The following is a 19,418-nucleotide window of genomic DNA, read 5'->3' on the forward strand; positions in this document are numbered from 1 at the left end:
TCATGCTCTCTCGCCCAGTTGCCGGCAGACTTCTTCCACGGCCGGCTTCAATTCTTCCACCAGGGGTTGCCCGGGGGCTCGCTGCCAGCGTTCGATCACCTGAACCAAGGCGGCGGCCCCCACCATTTTGGCGGCCCCCTTCATCTTGTGTAAAGCCGTATTGAGGGCGCCTTCATCCCCTGCCGTGACGCACCCCTCAATGTCGGCCAGATCCTGGCGAGCCGACACCAGGTAGAGGTTGATGAGTACCGGATTGAGCAGGGTCGTCATGGGCGTGGCATTGACGGCCGCCTCCTCCGCCAGAGGCACACTGCTGCGACCCGAGACGGTGCGCAGCAAGATGGCCAGCTCCTTCAACAGGACGGGTTTGTCCAGATGGCCCTGGCAACCACAATCGGCCAGACGTTGCGCCGCCTGCTCGCTGAGATCGGCGGTGATCACATAGACGGGCAACTGCTGCCAGCGCGCCGAAGCCCGCAACTGCCGGCACAGCTCGGCACCGTCCATCACCGGCATCTGCAGGTCGGTCAGCACCAGATCCACCGATTCCGATTTCAGGATGTCCAGCGCCAGACGGCCATTGGCGGCGCTCAGTACCTGGGCTCCCAGCTGACTCAGCTGCATGCTGATCAACACCCGGTTCACCTCGTGATCTTCCACCAAGAGGACACGCATACCGGCTCCCGGCAGATCCGCGACCTCCCCGCCCCCCTGAACCAACCTGGGTTGCAGCAGGCTCACCACAGAGCCCGGGATCCAGGGCTCTCCCTGCCAGGACCAGGCACTCAACCCCTGCTCATCCAGGGTGACGGCAAGAACGGGCGCCATCGCCTCCTCGGTCACGCCAAACTCGGCGAGCCAGGCCCGCATGTATGCCAGCGCCTCGGGGGGGAGCTGCAGAGAAATCTGTTTGAACCGTGGCTGCCAGGGCGCCTTCTCCTGCACCTGCCTGAGTGGCCAGGCGCAAATGAAGCGGCTGCCGCCGGTGGCCACCGGCTCGAACCGGATGTTCCCTCCCATCTGCTCCATCAACTGACGACAGATGGCCAGCCCGAGACCAGTACCCTGGGCCCTCAGCTGTCCCAATTCCTCCCCCTGCTCGAAGGGTAGGAACAGCCGAGGCAACAACTCGGCACTGATGCCGGGCCCCTCGTCATCTACCCCGCACCAGATCCACTCCCCGTGCCGGCGGGCCCACAGCACCACCTCGCCCCGCTCGCTGAACTTGATGGCGTTGGAGAGCAGGTTGTGCAGCACCTGCTGCACCCGGTGAGGATCCAGCGCCATCAGGGCGGGCAGCGTCGGGTCCAGGTTGAGACGCAGTTGCAGGCGTTTGGAACGCGCCTTGGACCAGTGCACCGCCGCCACATGCTCGCACAGCTCCACCAGATCGGTCGGCTGCAGGGAGAGCCGCAGCTGGCGACTCTCGTTGCGGCTGAAGTCGAGCACGTCGTTGAGCAGCCCCAGCAATTCGTTGCCCGCCTGCCTGACGTGCGCCAGCACCGAGGCCTGCTCCGCAGAGAGCTCGGTCTGATCCAGCCATTCCAGCAGACCCAGGATGGCGTTCATGGGGGTGCGGATCTCGTGGCTCACGGCGGCGAGGAAGCGTCCCTTGGCGAGCACAGCCTGCTGGGCCTGCTCGTGGGAGAGTTGCAGGGAGTGCTCCTGCTCGACCCGGTTGGTCACATCCTGCACCACCCCAAAGACACGCCACCCCTCCCCCTGCCGGCGCCCTCTGCCGGAGAACTGCAGCCAGCGCGTGCCCTTGCCCGGATGCTGGTAGCGCAGCAGGTGGGAGAAGGGGCGCCCGGCCTGCAACATGGCCAGCATGGGAGCCCGCATCTCCCGCCTGTCCTGGTGCGAGATGCGGGTGAGCGCCTCGTTGGGATTGAGGCGGATCTGCTGACTGGCCAGCCCCAGCAGCTCATGGCTGCCGCGACTGACAAACTCCACCCGGGTGATGGCCCCTCCGAGCAGGGTGAACTGCAGCACCACTCCGGGCACCGTATTGGTGAGGGCCCGCAGGCGGCGCTCCGCCTGGCGCAGCAAGCGGGTGCGCTCGCGCAAGGCGCTGATGTCGGACAGGGCGATGAGGTCCCCGGCGGGCGCCTGGGGTCCCAGGCGCAGCGGGATCTGGGCATAGGAGTAAACCTGATCCCGCAAGGCGATCTCCCCTTCAGCCCCTTGCAACTGGGGAGACGGCAGGACGAGATCGGTGGCGTAACGCGCCTCCATCCGTTTGGCCCGCTTGTTGCGCTTGATCACCTCCCCCTTGTCATTGCGCAAAAACACGGGAACGGGCAACGCCTGGAACAGGGACTCCCTGAACTTGCTCTCCAGCGCCAACGCCTGCTCGGCCTTATGACGCTCGCGCGCCTCCTGGGCCAGCTGCTGACGGGAGCGCCAGACTGACCAGATCACTGCCGCGCTGATCAAGAGCGCCAACAGGACAGAGCCAAGCCAGAATCCGTAACTGACCCCCTCTTGCTGGTTCAGGACGAGGCGCCGCCAACGTTGTACCAGCTCGCTTACCTGCCTGTCGTTAATCGTCATCAGGCTCTGCTCCAGCACCCCGGCGAGCCTTGGCTGATCCCGCCTGATGGCAAAGCCGAGGCCAAACACCTCCGGCAGCTCCGTGATGCTCAGCTCACTCAGCTGGTTGTTGCGCAGCGGATATTGCAGTTGATAGAGCTCGGCAAGCATGGCATCGGCCTCACCGCTCTGCACCGCAGCCAACCCTTGCTGCAGGTTGTCGGTCACCGCCCAGTCGTGTTGCCCGAACCGGGCCAGCAGGCTGGTGTCGTAGAGCATACGAGGCACGACCACCTTGCCCTTGCCCTTGACCTCGGCAAGGGCTTGATAAGCCCCCCGCTTGCGGCTGACCAGTGCATAGCGACTGGTTGCCACCGCACGGGTGAACTCGAACTCCTCGTGCAGGGTCGGAGACTCCAGCAGACCGGCCATCATGGCGGCCTCCCCGCTGCGCAACCTGGCCAGCGCCTCCTCCTTGCTTGTCACGGGGATGAGCTCGAAATTCAGCCCCGTCTGGCGGCTCACTTCCCGCAGCACATCGCCGCTCCAGCCGACGAGCTCACCCTGCTGATTGACGCCGCTATAGGGCATGAAGCCGGGATCCGCCACCAGCTTGATGGTGCGCGCGCTACCGACCAGCCAGGCCTGCTCCTTGTCGGTGAAGTGCAAGGGATTGATGTCCTGCTCGCTCTGGGGCAGATAGCGCCCCAGATCCCGGTAGAGGTTACCCGGTGGCAGGAAGCGGATCGCCGTGTCTATCAGCTCGTGCAATTGCGGCCTGTCGCCCATCATCAGCCGGTAGCTGATCACCAGATCGTCGCTGCGCAACCGCCGCAAGCGCAGCCCCTCATCCGGGAACTCCCGCATCAGATAGCGCAGTTGCAGATAGTCGCCGAGGTAGGCGCTGCCTCTGCCCGCCACCAGAGCCCCATACCAGTTCTCCGCATCCGTCAGGCGCAACTGGGAAGAGTGGGGATAGAGCCGCTGCAGGGTCTCCTCTGCCTGCCAGATGGGCGAGACCAGGAAGGTCGCCTGCTCGAGCTCCCCCCGATAAAGGATGGCGGACTCCGCCTCCAGCATGGCCCGGCTCAAGGCCGTACCGGGCAGGGTCTCCCTGGCAGGTCCCACATGGGGGATGAGATCGCACTGCCCGTGCTGCAAGCCCTGCAGAGTTGCCGTCCAGTTTGGCAATTTTTCGAAGCGCAGCGGCACCGGCAGTTGCAGGGCCAGTCGTTTCATCTGATCGATGAGCAACCCCCCCTGCTCCTCCAGATAGGGAGGACGCTGCAGGACCGGGTAACAGAAAGTCAGCTCGGTGAGCGTATCGGTATACGCCTGGGTCTCGGCTGACAGGGGGAGTATGGCGGCATGCAGCGGCAGGGCCAGCAGCGCACCGAGCAGAAATAGGGTCTTTATCATAGAAACGCAAAAGCCAGGCATCTGCCTGGCTTTCTTTTACTCGTTGGGTTCAACATTTTCTACCCTGGCCTTGAGCTTCTGGCCAGGCCGGAAGGTCACCACACGACGGGCGCTGATGGGAATATCCTCACCCGTCTTTGGGTTACGTCCAGGACGCTGGTTCTTCTCACGAAGATCAAAGTTACCGAAGCCTGAAATTTTGACTTGTTCACCGCGCTCGAGCGCCTGTCTGATTTCCTCAAAGAAGGCTTCCACCATGTCTTTGGCTTCACGCTTGCTCATCCCGAGCTGGGTGAACAGGTGCTCTGCAATGTCGGCTTTGGTAAGCGCCATAGATCAATCCCTCAAGGATGCATTCAACTCTTCACCAAGGGCCCGCACGACATTGTCTACGGTCTCGGCAATCTCTTTCTCCTCCAGGGTGCGCTGGGTGTCTTGCAACACTAGACTGATGGCCAGGCTCTTCTTGTCCTCTGCCATACCAGCACCCTGGTATACGTCGAACAAGTTTATTCCAACTAACTGATTTCCGCCAACTTTTTTAATTACTGCCAGTACGTCGCCTGCCAGAACTTGACGATCTACCACCACGGCGATATCACGACGGTTGGCCGGGAAGCGGGATACTTCGGCTGCAACCGGCACCTTGGCAGGGGTCAGCTTGTCCAGCTCCAGCTCGAACATCACGGCGCGGCTCTTGAGTCCCAGCTTCTTCTCGAGGCTAGGGTGGATCACGCCGATATGGCCGATGACGGCGCCATTGCGCAGGATAACGGCACTCTGACCCGGGTGCAGGGCGCTGTGCTCGGTACGCTCGAAGCTGAAGGTGGCCCCTTCGGCGGTGAGATCCAATACCGCTTCCAGATCCCCTTTCAAATCAAAGAAGTCGCTGCCACGGCTCTTGACGTCCCAGTGCTCGTTGCTCTGGTTGCCGGTGATGATGCCGGCCAGCATGGGCTCCTGACGGATGCCGTTCTCGGCGCTCGCGTCCTTGATGAAACGCAGGCCCTGCTCGAACAGACGCACACGACCCTGCTGGCGATTCTGGTTGTAGACCACAGCCTGCACCAGACCCGGGAATAGGGAGACGCGCATGGCGGACATCTCGACCGAGATGGGGTTCGGCAGCACGATGGCATCGCTCTGGGGGAACAGGGTCTGCTGAGCCTTGGGATCCACGAAGCTGTAGGTGATCGCTTCCTGGAAACCGCGATCGACCAGCAGGTCGCGCACCCGCTTCAAGGTCACCTGCCCTTCTGCCTGCTCAACCATGGCCAGAGAGGCCGCCGGTTTCAGGTTCGGGATGTTGTTATAGCCGTAGATGCGGGCCACTTCCTCGATGAGGTCTTCTTCAATGGCAATGTCGAAACGCCAGGAGGGCGCCAGCGCGGTCCAACCGTCGGCATCCACAGTGACCTGCATGCCGAGACGGGTCAGGATCTCGACCACCTGTGCATCCGCCACGCTGATGCCGATCACCTTGTCGAGCTTGGCGCGACGCAGCTTGATGGGGGCAGACTTGGGTAGATGGGCATCGGATTTGACCTCGATGACCGGACCGGCTTCACCACCGCAGATATCTAGCAGCAGACGGGTAGCACGGTCCATCACCTTGGTCTGCAGTTCCGGATCCACCCCGCGCTCGAAGCGGTGGGAGGAGTCGGTGTGCAGGCCGTAGGCACGGGCACGGCCGGTGATGGAGAGCGGCGCGAAGAAGGCGCACTCCAGCAGGATGTCGGTGGTGGTCTCGGACACACCGGTGCGATCGCCGCCGAAGATGCCGGCCATGCAGGCAGGGCCTTGGGCGTCTGCGATAACGAGCGTGGTCTCTTTGAGCTTCACCTCGTTGCCATCGAGCAGAGTCATCGGCTCATCGCTACGGGCGCGGCGCACCACCAGTTCCCCTTCCAGCTTGGCCAGATCGAAGGCGTGCATCGGCTGACCGTATTCCAGCAGCAGGTAGTTGGTGATGTCGACGATGGCGTCGATGGAACGAATACCGCCACGGCGCAGCTTCTCTTGCATCCAGAGCGGGCTCATGGCGTGCAGGTTCAGCCCCTTGATGACGCGGCCCAGATAACGGGGGCAATCGGCGGTTGCTTCAACCCGGATCGGGAAGGTCGCATCAATAGTTGCAACAGCCGGCGCCCAGGTCGGCTCGACCACGTCAACGCTGTTGAGCACGCCGATTTCACGAGCGAGCCCCGCGATACCGAGGCAATCGGCACGGTTCGGGGTCAGATCCACGTCGATGCTGACGTCGTTGAGTGCGAGGTATTCGCGGATATCGGTCCCGATAGGCGCATCAAGCGGCAGCTCGATGATGCCATCGGCTTCGACATCGATACCCAACTCGCTGAAGGAGCAGAGCATGCCGTGAGACGGCTGGCCACGCAGCTTGGCCTTCTTGATGGTGAAATCACCCGGCAGGGTCGCCCCTACTTTGGCCACGCAGACTTTCAGGCCGGCGCGGCAGTTCGGCGCGCCGCAGACGATGTCCAGCAGCTCGGCCTCACCCACGTTGACCTTGGTCACCCGCAGCTTGTCGGCGTCCGGATGCTGGGCGCACTCGACCACCTCACCCACCACCACATTGTTGAACTGGCCAGCCACCGCTTCCACGGCGTCCACTTCCAGACCGGCCATGGTGATCTGCTCGGCCAGCGCGTTGTCACTCAACTCGGTGCGGACCCACTCCATCACCCAGGATTTACTGAATTTCATGTTCTCTCGCCCTTACTTGAACTGCTTGAGGAAGCGCAGGTCGTTTTCGAAGAAGGCACGCAGGTCATTGACCCCGTAGCGCAGCATGGTGAGGCGCTCAACGCCCATGCCGAAGGCAAAGCCGGAGTATTTTTCCGGATCGATGCCGACCGAACGCAGCACGTTCGGGTGCACCATGCCGCAGCCCAACACCTCCAGCCACTTGCCGTTCTTGCCCATCACGTCTACTTCGGCGCTCGGTTCGGTGAACGGGAAGTAGGAAGGACGGAAGCGAATGGTCAGGTCTTCCTCGAAGTAGTTACGCAGGAAGTCGTGCAGGACGCCCTTCAGCTCGGTAAAGCTGGCATGCTCGTCGACCAGCAGGCCTTCGACCTGGTGGAACATCGGGGTGTGGGTCATGTCGTAGTCGTTACGATAGACACGGCCCGGCGCTATGATGCGGATCGGCGGCTGTTGCTGCTGCATGGTGCGGATCTGCACACCGGAGGTGTGGGTACGCAGCATCAGGTCAGGATTGAAGTAGAAGGTATCGTGATCGGTACGCGCCGGATGATGAGCCGGAATGTTCAGCGCATCGAAGTTGTGGAAGCCATCTTCAATCTCGGGACCGCGCTCGACCTTGAAACCCATCTCGCCAAACAGGCGCTCGATGCGTTCAATGGTGCGAGTCACCGGGTGCAGGCCACCGTTCTCGATGCGACGACCCGGCAGGCTGATGTCGATGGTCTCGGCGGCCAGCTTCTGGTTCAGCACGGCAACTTCGAGGGCGTCACGACGCGCGTTCAAGGCATCTTGAACCAGCTGCTTGGCCTGGTTGATCACGGCGCCCGCGGCGGGACGCTCTTCAGCAGACAGAGCACCCAGGCCCTTCATCTGCTCGGTAAAAAAGCCCTTTTTACCCAGATATTTGACCCGGATTTCGTCGAGGGCGGCGATGTCGCTCACGCCCTCAATTTCGGCCTTGGCCTGGCCGACTACTTCTTCAAGCTGTTGCATGTCTTCCTCGTCACCACTCCCGAAACAGGAGCCTGTAGGCTAAATAAGGTCAAGAGGGGAATAATACAAAAAAAGCCCCTTCGCTGACCATAGTTACGGCGGGCTTTTCTCCCTATAAATCATTTTGTTATATCAAGCGAGTCTCAAGTCGTCCTTCTCACTCGCTAAAATATTGAATACCTGTAGCAGTTTGTTGGCATATCAGACATTTTCACGTCAGCAACCACAGCTGATGCGCTGTGTGGCAAACAGGGTCGAAAGTAAAAAACGGACAACAAAAAAGGAGGCCTGAGCCGCCTTGCTATACCTAATAAAAACAATGACTTAGATAGCAATCAATGAGTTAGGTACTACAGGGGGTGACGCTTGGTCACACCAGGTGACCCTGTTTGGGGCAATTTGTGGACATTTAGTCATGTGGTGGCAGCGGATTTTCCAGCGGGTTGAAGCGCACAGCATCGCTCAGGTAGTCCGGTGCGAAGTGGGCATAGGTCATGGTCTGCTGAATGTTGTGATGGCCCAAAATTTTTTGCAGCGCGAGGATGTTTCCACCCGACATCATGAAATGTGATGCAAAAGTGTGCCGAAACACATGCACCGCCTGCCCTGCTGGCAGATCCGGTGCCACTGACTTGATCACCTCACGCACCAACATATAGTCGAGGTCACGGAATAGCGGGCCCCGGTTTACCCCGTTTGTTATCTCTTTAGTCAGCTCGGCAGAGATCGGCACTGTGCGGTTCTTGCCATTCTTGGTGTTGATGTAGGTCACCCGACTGGCCAGCACATCCTCGCGGCGCAGATTGGCTGCCTCACTCCAACGCGCCCCCGTGGCCAGACAGAGTTTGACCACCTTCAGGTTATCACCCGATAACGCGGCCAAGACTTCGCTGATCTCTTCCTGGGTCAGGTAGCCCATCGACCGCTCAACCAGTTTGACCTTTTTCATCTCTTTGAGCGGATGTTCATGGTGGTAATGGCCAAGATCAATGAGTACCGAGAACACCCCACCCAGCATCTCTTGCTCACGGTTGACCGTCTTGGGCTGACGGCCAGCATGCAGTCGCTGCGCCCGATACTCGGAGAACAGCGCCCGGGTCAATTGCCTTGCCAGCGGATGGCGCAAAGCAGCATCTATATTGTGGAGTTTCTTGCGCACCGCCTCCCCTGCCTTCAGAGTCTGGCCATGGTAACGCCACCAGAGCTCGATGAGCTCAGAGAGCGGCCGGTTGTCTGCTGGGCGATCAACCCACTCTTTATTATGTTCGGTGGCGATCACCCAGCGTTCGAACTGCTGGGCTTCTGACTTGGTCTTGAAGCGCTTGCGGATCCGCTTGCCCTCCCTCCCCTGCGGACGGATATCGACCACATAACCCTCAGGAGTAGACTTGATGCTCATTGCACCTCCTTATATAAGAAGGGAATCACCATACTTTGGAAAAGACACCGTGACATAGTTCCTAACACCTGTGCTCTCGCACTCGTTGCACGCCACCAAATAAATGTGACTTTATACAGAACAAAATCATGATGGATAGTGTTTCGGGGAGGCTACTGTATACATAGGGAAGCTGGAGATGTAGATATCGAGTTGGGCTATATTAGGATCTCATTATCCATCTCTTAGCCAAACATCTGGGGCAGCGAAGTAATCGAGATAATGGTACTGAACAAGGTTATTTGGGAGGAGATCACCTCCCATTTTGACTTACGCCTCAAAGGCCTTGATGACCAGACGCAATGAGGACTCATACAAGGCCTCAGGCGTAGTCTTTAATTTCAGCTAGCAGAAAATATTCTGGTTGCAGCTACAGCAACAGCTGCAACCAAGCTAGCAAGCCCCAGCATAGTCCCAATTATCCACTTTAACTGGCTAGAGAACGCTTCTTGTAAGTCTGCCTTAGTTGCATATTTTTTATCAAACGAATCAAGCTTTGACTCAATCGAGTCAAATTTTGATGTCAGTGTGGCCATAGAGATTCTGATATCCGTGACTCCCGAGTCAATCTTACTCAGAGTTGTTTTTATATCGGTAACATCTCGTTTGATGTAATCAACATCAGACTCAAGCTTGGCTACACGTGATTCCATACCATCATTCCCTCCCCCGCCACCACTATTGGTGGGGCGAGTGTAATCGGAATAGGCTATGACAGGCTTAAGCATGATCCTCTCCTTTGGTGGTCAGATCATTACTATGCTTTTCTGCGCTAACCCACTCCTCAATATCATCAGCCAAAAACTGCGCTATATACCCACATTTTTTGCACACCATTGGTGCAACAGCGAGATTGAAATCAAATAAACCATTTGTAACAAAGGTTTGTATGAAAAGTTGCGCTGAGGCATCGACCCATTCCGTCTTAGATTTGTCACTTTCAGATGAACTGGAGTCTTCGACTACATGCTCTGGGATTAGAGCCGTAGGCATCTTAAAGTGCTCATTACCGCACATCGGACAGACTAAATTGACCTTTTTAGCAACAAAAAAATCATCAAGCTGTTTAGGGGTAATCCTAATCTTGAAGGGGTTCTTTTTAACAATTTGCTCTACAGATTCTTCTTTCAAGAGACAATTCCACCATAGTAGGGCATTACATTACCCATATGTAGGGGCATGGTAACTATACAGTAACTTACAGTTAGAAAAACTTTCTTAATAGAAGGCTGCTTCTGAAGATAACACCAAAAAGTCAGCGCCCTATTTGTCTTTTTCTATATGACCTGTGCTCTACCATCACACCGATTATCTGGATGTGCTGCCGATCGGAATGCATGGTGGGGAAATCATCGTTGAGGGGGACTAGTTCAAACACCTCTTGTCCACTCTCGTCGATACCGCGGGGCCGATACTTCTTGAAGGTAGCCTCTTCGCTGCCGTTCTTGGCAACGACGAAATCCCCTGGTTGGGGCGCTTCGTCAGGATCAACGATGATGAGGTCACCTTCCTTGAAGAAGGGTTCCATCGACTTGCCACGCAACCAGAGACCGAAACCACAAGGGCCGACATCCACCCCCGCCGTCACAAACTCGACATTGCCATCGAACATGGTGGCCTGCTCACACATCTCGTGCCAGTGGCCAGCCTGAACATAGCTCAGCACAGGCACACGCGTTCCTTGAGGAATCACTGCCGGTTCGACGTTGTGATATCCGGGCATTGCCTCTGGTACAGGCTGTTCCCTCATCTCCCCGTACCCAGTCAAAAGCCAGTCAACAGTAACCCCCAGCGCTGCAGCTAAATCATTGAGATAGCGACCTTTTGGCTGGTTAAGTCCCGACTCCCACTTGCTAACAGACGCATGAGAAATGCCTACACGCCGAGCAAGCTCAGCCTTACTCATTTTTTGTGCCTGCCGGCTGGCAGTTATGCGGTCATTAATCGTTTCCATGAAACCTAAGTTACCACTCTGAAGTCACACTTAAGTATCAAACTCTCTTGACTCCTGCTTATTACATAAGTTACGCTCCAGCCATAAATGATCCTTAAGTTATATTCATGAGGCCGGAAATGCAGAAACATGACGTCTTAGAACACTTCGGCAGCATCACTGCCATAGCCAAGGCCATTGGGATCTCTCACGCCGCTGTCAGCAAGTGGGACGAAACCATCCCCAAAGGTCGAGCCTACCAAATCGAGGTGCTGACCGGCGGCAAGTTAAAGGCCGACTCTCGCAGTACCTCGCAACAACCCACCCCCTGTGTTTGAACCCCCTGAGAAGGATTCATCATGACTACTCGTATCAAACCCATCCGCATCCCCAGCGATGTGAGCCAGCTGCCGCTCGATTACCCCTTTGGCAATCGCGTCAGCGAAAGCCTGGAGGAGTATGCCAAACGCCAGGGCATGAGCATTGGGGCCATCAAGAAACGCGCCGACCGCGGCCAGTTGCCCATCTTGCAAGACGGTCCGGGCGCACCTCGCGAGGTCAACCTTTACGCCCTGTTCCTGCAGGCCCGTTATCAGGCCGAGCGCTTCGTCACCATGACGCTCTCATGAGCCTGCAGACACCATAACGGGTCAAGGAGAACCTCGCATGTTTACCGAATACGCCAGCAAACATCCGCATTGGATTAGCGCCTGCCAACGCTTTGCGGCCAGTCACAACATGGCCCAGATCGCCCAACGAGTCGGCATGAACCCGCAGCTCCTGCGCAACAAGTTAAACCCCGATCAGCCCCATGAACTGACGGTAGCTGAGCTGATTGCCATCACCCAAGCGAGTGACGGCGATGAAACCCTGTTCGATGGTGCCCTGTTTGGCTGTGGCTTGACGGCCGTTGCCATCCCCCAAGCAGAACGGGCCCCTTCCCTGCCCCATCAGGCGATCGACCTGAACGCCAAGATCGCCAGCATTGGCCAACGGGCGCTGGAGCTGACCGACCGCGGCCGGATCACCCGCTCTGAACGCAACACCCTGGTGAGCGTGGCCACCTCGGCCATGGGCTCACTGGCCATCTTGATCCATGACGTCGAACAACGCTTTCAAGCGATACCTGCCCTGGCCTGTGCATCAGACATCCTGATGCAAGCCGCGACCATGTAAGGGGGAACCCATGCAAAAACACATTGATTCAGAACAACGCAACCTCGCCGGCCTGACCCCAGCGGAACAGGTCGCCATGAACACCGCAGGCTGCATGCTGCTGCGCGAGATTTTCGGCAAAACCCGCTCCAGTCTGGATACCGACTGGCTGGCGATCAGCTCAGCCAAGAAGGCCGCCATCTGCACCATCGCCCGTCAGTCACGCGGCCAGCTGATGACGGCGACCCTTTCTACCCTGCCACATTCGCAGCGCGAGGCAATCCGCTTGGCGGTACTGGCACTGGATTATCAAGGGGAATTTAGTGGCGGCTGTGACAGCAAAGTATGGCATCCCGCACCGGTCACCCGGCCTGTCGGAGATATCGAAAGAGAGAAGAAGGAACGTGCAGCCAGGCTGCAACAAAGACGCGCTATCGCGGCAGGTATTGCGATGTGCCAACAAGGCCCACGACCCATCGGGCAATAAAAAGCCCGCATTACGGAGCTGTAACTCCAAGCGGGCCCTTATCAACAACCTCCACAGGAAGTCGACATGACAACTTTAGCGATCCCCTGCGCCCTGCGCAACCTTCGCATCCAGCAACGCAAGCTGACGGGCCGGTATGGCACCCGTCTTAGCCAACACCCGGACGGCGTGGCACTTATCGAGCGCTCCACTGCCCTGGCTTGGGCCTCTCTGTTTCACCGTATCAACCCCTGCACTGCTCAACAAGGAGCCTGACCATGACCGCACAACCGACCCAAATCAATCTGTTGAACCATCATGCCGCCAAGCGCCTGCGCCAGTTGCGGGAGCAGTTGGCTCTGAGCCGCCCCAAGTTTGCAGCGCTGCTGGATATCCCCCCTACCACGCTCAAGAACTACGAGCTGGGCTACCGCGAGATTGGTGGTGGCCTGTTCCTGCTCATTGCCAACCATGCAGACCTGAAACAGCACCTCGACTGGCTGCTGACCGGGCAAGCCCCCAACCAGATAGCGGAGACCTAACCATGGCCGCCGTTACCACTCGCCACACCGAACCCACTATCAAGGCCGCCAGTGCCTATCTGGCCAGCCGCGGTTACATCAACTGCGGCACTACCTGGCTACGTGGCCAGCACGGATACGCCCGCATGGAACGCCTGACGTCTGGCGCTATCCGCATCGTGGAGGGGATCGCATGAAAGATCTGTTTAACCACATTCATCCGCAGGCGGCCATCGCCGCCCTGCATGAGCTGTCGACCCGGCTCCAGGGCCATACCCGGCATTCTTATCTCTACCGTGGCTCGGAGGGGAACTCCCTTCGAGCTCAAGCCCAACAAAACCTGCGCTGGCATCAGCTGTTTCGCGCGCTGAATCAGAGGGAGTCGGCATGAGCATTGACGCCATTCATATCGCCCAACGAGCCGAGCTGGCCGTGTTGCCGTTGCTAACCGAGCTGTTGGCCAGCGGCGAACAGGAGAACCGCATCGCCCTGGGGGATCTCTACTCGGGCGACCAATACATCCAGGTGCAATTGATCGTGACCAGCAAGCAGGAAGATCTGCTGGATGACGATTCCGTGATGGGGGACGAGGCATGACAGCAGGCCTGTTTGAACTGGAGGCCCCAGTTGATGACGCGGGCGGCGGTGAAGCAGGCCCAGCCCATATGCAGCCACCGGCACCGGTCAGCCAGCTGACCAAACACTGGCAAGCGGCGATGGGTGAATACCTCATCGCCCCGGAGAACGGCGAGGTGGCGGAGCTGCTGGCACTGGGCGCGATACGCGCCTTGTACTGGCTGGCGCTGGGCTGTGGTGAAGCCGCACTGGCGACCACCATTGCGAACTGGTGGGCAGATGTGTCGCCCATGCACGGTCTGGGGGAAACCATCAAATGAACTACCGCCTGATATCAATGATGGAACGGGACTTGGGGTGGTGGTGGGAGGACCTGCGGGGTGCCAGTGCACGCCTGCAGGGCTACCAGCGTCTGCTCATTGAGTGCCGCCAACTCTCGCCACGGCCAAGGGCCACCATAGCGCTGACCCTGCGCCAGTGCGCGGCGGCCCGTCGCATCTGTGCTCATTCCTCCTTCGTGATCAAGGGCCACCGCTGCGCCCTCAACTCGCTGCTAGGTACTACTGCCCAATGACCCGCAACACCACCAAGCTGCCGCTGTCCAAACGGACACTGCGGCAGCGCATCGATACCCTTGCCAACGCCCTGCCCCACCTCGACATCAGCGCCCTCGGTCCCGTCTTTACCGGCACCCCGGGCCAGAGCGATCTGGTCTGGGCCATCCAACTGCTCGATGGCCTGTCACAACAGCTCACTCTGACCTTGTTCAAGCAGTACGTGCGCCGCCGCAAAGATGGCACCAGCCGCAATTGCCGCAACGCCAACATCTGGCTGCGTGAACGGACCAAGTGGGTGCGAGGCCTGATCCAGGCGATCCCGGCCGACCCGCATACCATGCGCGATGAAGAGGGGCGCAAGCGTGTCGCCCACCTGTTCGCCAACCAGACGGCCGCGATCTGGCGCCACATCGAGCAAGGCATCAAAGCCGGTGAGGAGCCGGATCTGCTACTCACCTGGGAAGCCATCCGCCAACCGGCCGACCAGTGGGGGTTTATTGGAGAGCTGCCTGAGTTCAAAACCGAGGAGGTGCGTGATAACTGGATCTTGAGCGTGATGGTGCGCCTGCTCTCGGCCAAGTGGTGGGAGAAGCGAATCAACCGCACCTGGGACCGTCTGCAAGAACACATCAACATCCTGCTCGGCAAGGTACGCAAAGGGGTGTCCGCTTATGTGTCGAACGCCACCATGAAGGTAGTGCGCGAGCGTAAACGGGCCATGATGCGCTGGCTGGCCGAATCGGAGGTGATAAACACCAAGCATGATCTGGTGATCTCGATGAAGGATTGCTGGGAGGCCAGCAATGCTAACCCAGTCAACCGCCGCAACGAGATGATGGTGCGTGCTCGGGGGTTCAGCGACTACGCCGAGGAGCAGGGCCATGTGGGCGTCTTCTTCACCTGGACAGCCCCTTCCCGCTTCCATGCCTGGAAGACTGGCCGCAATGGCAAGACAGTCGAAAATGAGAAATACGAGGGCGCCACACCACGCGAAACCTGCGCCTATCTGGCCAAGCTGTGGAGCCTGACCCGCGCGGCCCTCAAACGGGGCGATGCACCTGTTTATGGCTTTCGGGTCTGCGAGGCTCACCACGACGGCACCCCACACTGGCACTTGCTGCTGTTTATGCGCCCTGCCGACAAATGGCGGGTGATCAGCACTCTGCAGCGGTATGCCTTGAGCCATGACCGTGCAGAGTTGATCCGTGATCCCAAGGGGCTCCCCTCTCATACCGACTTCACTCCGCGCTTTGACTGGAAGGAGATCGATCCAACCAAAGGCGATGCGGCGGGCTATATCGCCAAGTACATCGCCAAGAACATTGATGGTGCCTATTTGGATGACGACGAAGAAGCTGATGCCCCCGCAAATGAAGCCGCCATGCATGCGGTTGCCTGGGCTAGTTGGTGGGGGATCCGTACCTTCCAGCAAATAGGCGGCGCCCCGGTCGGGGTATGGCGCGAGCTGCGCCGCATCAGCAACGCCAAGAAGCACGGCGATCTGGTGGGGCCACCCAAGCCAGTGCTGCAAGACCCGCGTTTTGAGGCGGCCCGTTACGCCGCGGATAACGGCATCTTTCGCTGTTACCTCCACGCCATGGGTGGCGCCCTGGCCACCCGGGCCGAGCACCCCATCAAACTGGCCCACCTCATTGAGGAGCAGGCCAACTGCTACGGCGAAGACATCAAGCGCCTGATGGGACTGCACACCGCCAGCTTGGGTATTAAGACCCGCCTGCAAGGGTGGGAAGTGGTTCCCGCAGGCACCCATGAGGCCACCAAGGCCGCCGGGGCGTCGGGCTGGGGTGTTGGGGTTCAGTCGGGCGACAGCCCGGCTCCTTGGAGCTCTGACAATAACTGTACGCGGCCGGATCCAGCGGCGTTCGCGGATCAGTTGATGGCAGAGCAATGGGGTTTATCACCCTTATCTATCGGGCGTTTGCGGGCTGGCGCCAGCGTCACAGCTGACGGTTTCACCCTCTGGCTTGAGAACGGTCAGGTGCAGTCGGGCCGAGCGATCCCGAGCGAGCCGGATTGGCAGCCAGAGGGCCAGCGGCCAGCCGAACAGGGCCAACCGGATGAGTACGCGCTGCCGGAAGGCGATCAGGACTGGCCGATGCTGGTTGAGCTGTGCGGCAAGGTTTACCAGGCACAAGCCCATGCCGGGGCATTCCGCTGGATCGAGATGCTGCCGGAGCCCTATCAGTCACACATGTGGGCCGAGCTGGAAAAGCTGGACACCCCGGAGTGGCTGCAAGAACAGAACGACTACAGCGAGGAGTGGGTATGAACAACACACAGACCGTCAGCCGCGAAGAGTACCGCCGCCTGGATAATCGGGTGACCTGTATCCTGCAGCAGCGCTGGCCAGCCAACGAGATCAGCCAGTGGGTGGGGATGCTAAAGGGCAAGCAGCAGTCCGTGGCCTGCGCCATTCTGCGCCGCAGGCATCCGCGCCCCACATCGCTGACCCTGCCAGCCATCTCCCCCGAGGTACCGAACCCGTATCAGGCCAGAGTGAACCGCCCCACGGTGCAGGTACGCTCAGCGGATGGCCGACCAGAGGGTCGGCGCCATATTGTGGAAGGGCTGACGCCAGTGGTTATCGACCAGAACGGCACCATCCGGTGTGCCGTCACCGGTCGCCCCCTTTGGATTGCACCGGATAGCCCGACCGATCGCGCCAACCCGGGCGCAGCTGAACAGCGCAACCCTAGGTACAAACCTTCGCGGCACCAAGTAGTGGCAGATGATTGTTAATCATGTCAAATGTGGGAAATAATACAAAGGAAGTAACCTACAGCAAACTCACAGGTAGTATTGGTCGAAGTTAGTAATTAAAATAACATGTTCGAAGTATAATTACCCGAAATTGACTAGCCGCTATCGAACTTACAAATGTAAAGCTACCTACCGACTAACCACTTAGTAAAGTCTGCCCCTCTAAAAATGGCACTTTATACATTTCTATGCTTTCATATACCTACGACCACTTGGATGTTTTACACTAAACATACCCTTATCATTAAAACTAGCATGAATTTTTATTTGGATTTTACCAAAGAGTTAATATTTTGGGGTTCGAAAGTTGCATCGACATTAAGCTTATCCAATAACAAGCCCATGCTAACATTCATTTCATTTAATATAGAATCAAATTTTTCGACTGAAATCCCATCACGTTCACCATGCATTAAATATTTATTTATAATATTACTTGCAGCAGACACGTATTGCTTTGCTGCAATCTTAGAAGCATCACAAACATTAGTTTTATGCTCATTTTCAAATTTCAATGCTGATATGAACAAATTTAAATTATTAACTTCCTCGTTAAGGGTATCTACTCTTCTATCAAGAGATTCTTTTTTTCGACAAATATCTTCATAGTCATTTACTGCCTTAGTTAATTTTAATTGCATTTCATCATGCTTATATTCTCTGCTATTATTTTTTTCGGCTTCAAAGAAGCGGCCTTCACTTTCTTTTTGTTGAATAAAAAAATCTATCTCAGCATTTTTTTGATACATTTCAGATCGATAAAAAATATTCTTATTTAGAGCACCAACAACTCTAGGGATAAATGCCAAGAACAACACAGAAAGAAAGAACGATAATAATACGTCTTTTATTATAAATGAAAGCCCATAATCAAACCCTTTGATAATTGATAGTTTTTCCGGCGAGGTCGCAAATGTAAAATACAGAATCCCCTTTCCGTTTAATAAAAAAATAGTGAGAATTGTTGAGAAAATAATTTTATTTGAAAAGTAACGTTCTTTTGTAATATGTGAAAAACCGCTTATAGCATTACTAATCTCACCAAAATACTCAGATGGCTTCATGTCAACCTCACAAAAAATTTAATAAAAAAACAATGGCATTAAACTTTTGGAATCTAAATAATTCCATCAAGATGCTCTGAAACGATAAGTATCTCTATTGGATTTAGAGGGCGTGTAGATTGTGCGTTACTACCTTCAACTTGCAGAACACCACTGTTAACTAGAAGGTTTAATATATATAGCTTATCTTCCTGCTTCATAGCTGAAACTTCTTCAAATGGCATTTTATCATAAACATTACTATATCTAAAAAGGCCATCTTCACCAATTACAGCCTGAGAGTTCTCTAGATTTTTTTCTTTAATACTCACTGCTCTACTATCAATAAATTCATTAACATCAGAACCATCAAGCATAATGACCTTCCCTATTATATAGTGAGGAAAACCATTTTCTTTTTCGTAATTAATTGATTGAGTCAACATTTCAAAACCAGAACCATCAATTTTTAATTTCTGATTTGCAACTTCAAAATATAGGTCTACAGCAAAGTTAAAAATTGCCGGATATATATCTACATACTTGCCATAATTAATGAAAACCTCATTTATATACTGTTTGGTTTCTCTTGACTTTAAATTTCTCATTAGATAATCAAGCACGCTGCTGGGTAACAAGCTCATCAATTGAACTTCAACATGAACCAGTTTTTTAGAAGTGACTGATATAGCTTTAGATGAATTAAGCAACTCAGACTCATGTGTTGCAAAGTTTCTCAATGCTTTTAATGCACGATACCGTCTATTTATTCCGAAATTCACTGGTTTTATTTTTTCTAACTTCTCACATGCGCTGCACATAACTGAGAGAAGATCCTTAAGATCGTCAGCCTCAGATGATGCACAATATTTATAATACTTATTAAAGAATCGAGATAGTTCTAATTCACAACTTTTTAGTGGGGTCACGATGAAATACCTATCAATAAAACCCTTATGTTTAATAAAACCCTCCAATAAATTGAAACCGAAATTTTAATGGAGAATTCGCTTGATATACTTAAAAAATAGAAACGATATGGCTACCGCACGGGGTCTCAGCTCCCAGCATGCTGCTTCTAACCGGATTGAAGACGGAAATAACCATCAGATACACCTCGGTTGCCTTTGGCGACAGTCGGGGTCATATGAACATGGTATCAAACGCTGACCAGCTAAGTGAGTGAAACATTCTCTATTGCGCAGATTTTTGATTCATTTTTTGATGTTGGTCCACAAAGTGGGACAACGAAGAGGAACGGGCAGTAGTTAGAGGGA

General features: G+C 56.1%; 23 protein-coding genes. 13 read left to right on the forward strand and 10 right to left on the reverse strand.

All coding sequences use genetic code 11. The annotated features are described in order from the left end of the window. From KI797_RS10265 to KI797_RS10300, 8 genes are all read right to left on the reverse strand, one after another. Positions 1-3,933 (reverse strand): response regulator, encoded by a 3,933-nt coding sequence (locus KI797_RS10265; protein ID WP_226173072.1) that lies wholly within the window; start codon positions 3,931-3,933, stop codon positions 1-3. Positions 3,934-3,987: 54 nt separating this feature from the next. Further along, positions 3,988-4,284, reverse strand: coding sequence for an integration host factor subunit alpha (ihfA, locus tag KI797_RS10270; RefSeq protein WP_005300715.1), 297 nt, complete (start codon positions 4,282-4,284; stop codon positions 3,988-3,990). Between the two features lie 3 nt (positions 4,285-4,287). Continuing rightward, positions 4,288-6,675 (reverse strand): phenylalanine--tRNA ligase subunit beta, encoded by a 2,388-nt coding sequence (gene pheT / locus KI797_RS10275; RefSeq protein ID WP_226172918.1) that lies wholly within the window; start codon positions 6,673-6,675, stop codon positions 4,288-4,290. A gap of 12 nt (positions 6,676-6,687) precedes the next feature. Next, positions 6,688-7,671 (reverse strand): phenylalanine--tRNA ligase subunit alpha, encoded by a 984-nt coding sequence (pheS, locus tag KI797_RS10280; protein WP_226172919.1) that lies wholly within the window; start codon positions 7,669-7,671, stop codon positions 6,688-6,690. A gap of 409 nt (positions 7,672-8,080) precedes the next feature. Further along, complete coding sequence (locus KI797_RS10285; protein ID WP_226172920.1) at positions 8,081-9,070, reverse strand: phage integrase; 990 nt, start codon at positions 9,068-9,070, stop codon at positions 8,081-8,083. 380 nt (positions 9,071-9,450) lie between these two features. Next, positions 9,451-9,837 carry a hypothetical protein gene (locus KI797_RS10290; RefSeq protein ID WP_226172922.1) on the reverse strand — a complete coding sequence of 129 codons (387 nt, stop codon included), beginning with the start codon at positions 9,835-9,837 and terminating at the stop codon, positions 9,451-9,453. Beyond that, positions 9,830-10,240 carry a hypothetical protein gene (locus tag KI797_RS10295; RefSeq protein ID WP_226172923.1) on the reverse strand — a complete coding sequence of 137 codons (411 nt, stop codon included), beginning with the start codon at positions 10,238-10,240 and terminating at the stop codon, positions 9,830-9,832. Before KI797_RS10295 ends, KI797_RS10290 begins: the two co-directional genes overlap by 8 nt. Before the next feature lie 124 nt (positions 10,241-10,364). Beyond that, entirely contained in the window at positions 10,365-11,063 is a 699-nt protein-coding gene (locus KI797_RS10300) for a LexA family protein (protein ID WP_226172925.1), read from the reverse strand. A gap of 119 nt (positions 11,064-11,182) precedes the next feature. Between KI797_RS10300 and KI797_RS10305 the strand changes: the two genes are divergently transcribed. From KI797_RS10305 to KI797_RS10365, 13 genes are all read left to right on the forward strand, one after another. After that, positions 11,183-11,380, forward strand: coding sequence for a Cro/CI family transcriptional regulator (locus KI797_RS10305; protein WP_226172928.1), 198 nt, complete (start codon positions 11,183-11,185; stop codon positions 11,378-11,380). Positions 11,381-11,401: 21 nt separating this feature from the next. Next, a complete protein-coding gene (locus KI797_RS10310) occupies positions 11,402-11,671 on the forward strand; it encodes a DNA-binding protein (protein WP_226172930.1) in 270 nt (89 codons plus the stop codon). 37 nt (positions 11,672-11,708) lie between these two features. Continuing rightward, positions 11,709-12,218 (forward strand): phage regulatory CII family protein, encoded by a 510-nt coding sequence (locus KI797_RS10315; RefSeq protein WP_226172932.1) that lies wholly within the window; start codon positions 11,709-11,711, stop codon positions 12,216-12,218. Between the two features lie 10 nt (positions 12,219-12,228). Then, positions 12,229-12,684 carry a hypothetical protein gene (locus tag KI797_RS10320; RefSeq protein WP_226172934.1) on the forward strand — a complete coding sequence of 152 codons (456 nt, stop codon included), beginning with the start codon at positions 12,229-12,231 and terminating at the stop codon, positions 12,682-12,684. 66 nt (positions 12,685-12,750) lie between these two features. Next, a complete protein-coding gene (locus tag KI797_RS10325; protein WP_226172936.1) occupies positions 12,751-12,939 on the forward strand; it encodes a hypothetical protein in 189 nt (62 codons plus the stop codon). Between the two features lie 2 nt (positions 12,940-12,941). Further along, a complete protein-coding gene (locus KI797_RS10330; protein WP_226172938.1) occupies positions 12,942-13,205 on the forward strand; it encodes a helix-turn-helix domain-containing protein in 264 nt (87 codons plus the stop codon). Positions 13,206-13,207: 2 nt separating this feature from the next. Then, a complete protein-coding gene (locus KI797_RS10335; RefSeq protein WP_201302844.1) occupies positions 13,208-13,381 on the forward strand; it encodes a hypothetical protein in 174 nt (57 codons plus the stop codon). Then, a complete protein-coding gene (locus KI797_RS10340) occupies positions 13,378-13,575 on the forward strand; it encodes a hypothetical protein (protein WP_226172939.1) in 198 nt (65 codons plus the stop codon). Before KI797_RS10335 ends, KI797_RS10340 begins: the two co-directional genes overlap by 4 nt. After that, the gene (locus tag KI797_RS10345; RefSeq protein ID WP_103472448.1) at positions 13,572-13,781 is read left to right on the forward strand and encodes a hypothetical protein; all 210 of its coding nucleotides are present in this window, start codon (positions 13,572-13,574) and stop codon (positions 13,779-13,781) included. Before KI797_RS10340 ends, KI797_RS10345 begins: the two co-directional genes overlap by 4 nt. Then, positions 13,778-14,080: a hypothetical protein gene (locus tag KI797_RS10350; RefSeq protein WP_226172941.1), complete on the forward strand. Its 303-nt coding sequence runs from the start codon at positions 13,778-13,780 to the stop codon at positions 14,078-14,080. The genes KI797_RS10345 and KI797_RS10350 overlap by 4 nt, the downstream gene beginning before the upstream one ends. Next, positions 14,077-14,334 carry a hypothetical protein gene (locus KI797_RS10355; protein WP_042871646.1) on the forward strand — a complete coding sequence of 86 codons (258 nt, stop codon included), beginning with the start codon at positions 14,077-14,079 and terminating at the stop codon, positions 14,332-14,334. Before KI797_RS10350 ends, KI797_RS10355 begins: the two co-directional genes overlap by 4 nt. Further along, the gene (locus KI797_RS10360; protein WP_226172943.1) at positions 14,331-16,607 is read left to right on the forward strand and encodes a replication endonuclease; all 2,277 of its coding nucleotides are present in this window, start codon (positions 14,331-14,333) and stop codon (positions 16,605-16,607) included. Before KI797_RS10355 ends, KI797_RS10360 begins: the two co-directional genes overlap by 4 nt. After that, positions 16,604-17,077: a hypothetical protein gene (locus tag KI797_RS10365; RefSeq protein WP_226169242.1), complete on the forward strand. Its 474-nt coding sequence runs from the start codon at positions 16,604-16,606 to the stop codon at positions 17,075-17,077. Before KI797_RS10360 ends, KI797_RS10365 begins: the two co-directional genes overlap by 4 nt. Before the next feature lie 284 nt (positions 17,078-17,361). On the opposite strand, the gene KI797_RS10370 is transcribed toward KI797_RS10365, so the two are convergent. Both KI797_RS10370 and KI797_RS10375 read right to left on the reverse strand, forming a co-directional pair. Beyond that, entirely contained in the window at positions 17,362-18,162 is an 801-nt protein-coding gene (locus KI797_RS10370) for a hypothetical protein (protein WP_226169244.1), read from the reverse strand. 53 nt (positions 18,163-18,215) lie between these two features. Next, positions 18,216-19,070 carry a hypothetical protein gene (locus KI797_RS10375; RefSeq protein WP_226169246.1) on the reverse strand — a complete coding sequence of 285 codons (855 nt, stop codon included), beginning with the start codon at positions 19,068-19,070 and terminating at the stop codon, positions 18,216-18,218. Positions 19,071-19,418 lie beyond the last annotated feature (348 nt).

Source organism: Aeromonas media, from assembly GCF_020423125.1.
In the GTDB taxonomy this organism is placed as follows: domain Bacteria; phylum Pseudomonadota; class Gammaproteobacteria; order Enterobacterales; family Aeromonadaceae; genus Aeromonas; species Aeromonas media.

What these genes read in the sequence shown, in the direction of transcription:
- ihfA (WP_005300715.1), bottom strand. Translation starts at nt 4,284, where the DNA reads ATGGCGCTTACCAAAGCCGACATTGCAGAGCACCTGTTCACCCAGCTC.
- pheT (WP_226172918.1), bottom strand. Translation starts at nt 6,675, where the DNA reads ATGAAATTCAGTAAATCCTGGGTGATGGAGTGGGTCCGCACCGAGTTG.
- pheS (WP_226172919.1), bottom strand. Translation starts at nt 7,671, where the DNA reads ATGCAACAGCTTGAAGAAGTAGTCGGCCAGGCCAAGGCCGAAATTGAG.
- KI797_RS10285 (WP_226172920.1), bottom strand. Translation starts at nt 9,070, where the DNA reads ATGAGCATCAAGTCTACTCCTGAGGGTTATGTGGTCGATATCCGTCCG.
- KI797_RS10290 (WP_226172922.1), bottom strand. Translation starts at nt 9,837, where the DNA reads ATGCTTAAGCCTGTCATAGCCTATTCCGATTACACTCGCCCCACCAAT.
- KI797_RS10300 (WP_226172925.1), bottom strand. Translation starts at nt 11,063, where the DNA reads ATGGAAACGATTAATGACCGCATAACTGCCAGCCGGCAGGCACAAAAA.
- KI797_RS10305 (WP_226172928.1), top strand. Translation starts at nt 11,183, where the DNA reads ATGCAGAAACATGACGTCTTAGAACACTTCGGCAGCATCACTGCCATA.
- KI797_RS10310 (WP_226172930.1), top strand. Translation starts at nt 11,402, where the DNA reads ATGACTACTCGTATCAAACCCATCCGCATCCCCAGCGATGTGAGCCAG.
- KI797_RS10315 (WP_226172932.1), top strand. Translation starts at nt 11,709, where the DNA reads ATGTTTACCGAATACGCCAGCAAACATCCGCATTGGATTAGCGCCTGC.
- KI797_RS10320 (WP_226172934.1), top strand. Translation starts at nt 12,229, where the DNA reads ATGCAAAAACACATTGATTCAGAACAACGCAACCTCGCCGGCCTGACC.
- KI797_RS10325 (WP_226172936.1), top strand. Translation starts at nt 12,751, where the DNA reads ATGACAACTTTAGCGATCCCCTGCGCCCTGCGCAACCTTCGCATCCAG.
- KI797_RS10330 (WP_226172938.1), top strand. Translation starts at nt 12,942, where the DNA reads ATGACCGCACAACCGACCCAAATCAATCTGTTGAACCATCATGCCGCC.
- KI797_RS10335 (WP_201302844.1), top strand. Translation starts at nt 13,208, where the DNA reads ATGGCCGCCGTTACCACTCGCCACACCGAACCCACTATCAAGGCCGCC.
- KI797_RS10340 (WP_226172939.1), top strand. Translation starts at nt 13,378, where the DNA reads ATGAAAGATCTGTTTAACCACATTCATCCGCAGGCGGCCATCGCCGCC.
- KI797_RS10345 (WP_103472448.1), top strand. Translation starts at nt 13,572, where the DNA reads ATGAGCATTGACGCCATTCATATCGCCCAACGAGCCGAGCTGGCCGTG.
- KI797_RS10350 (WP_226172941.1), top strand. Translation starts at nt 13,778, where the DNA reads ATGACAGCAGGCCTGTTTGAACTGGAGGCCCCAGTTGATGACGCGGGC.
- KI797_RS10355 (WP_042871646.1), top strand. Translation starts at nt 14,077, where the DNA reads ATGAACTACCGCCTGATATCAATGATGGAACGGGACTTGGGGTGGTGG.
- KI797_RS10360 (WP_226172943.1), top strand. Translation starts at nt 14,331, where the DNA reads ATGACCCGCAACACCACCAAGCTGCCGCTGTCCAAACGGACACTGCGG.
- KI797_RS10365 (WP_226169242.1), top strand. Translation starts at nt 16,604, where the DNA reads ATGAACAACACACAGACCGTCAGCCGCGAAGAGTACCGCCGCCTGGAT.
- KI797_RS10370 (WP_226169244.1), bottom strand. Translation starts at nt 18,162, where the DNA reads ATGAAGCCATCTGAGTATTTTGGTGAGATTAGTAATGCTATAAGCGGT.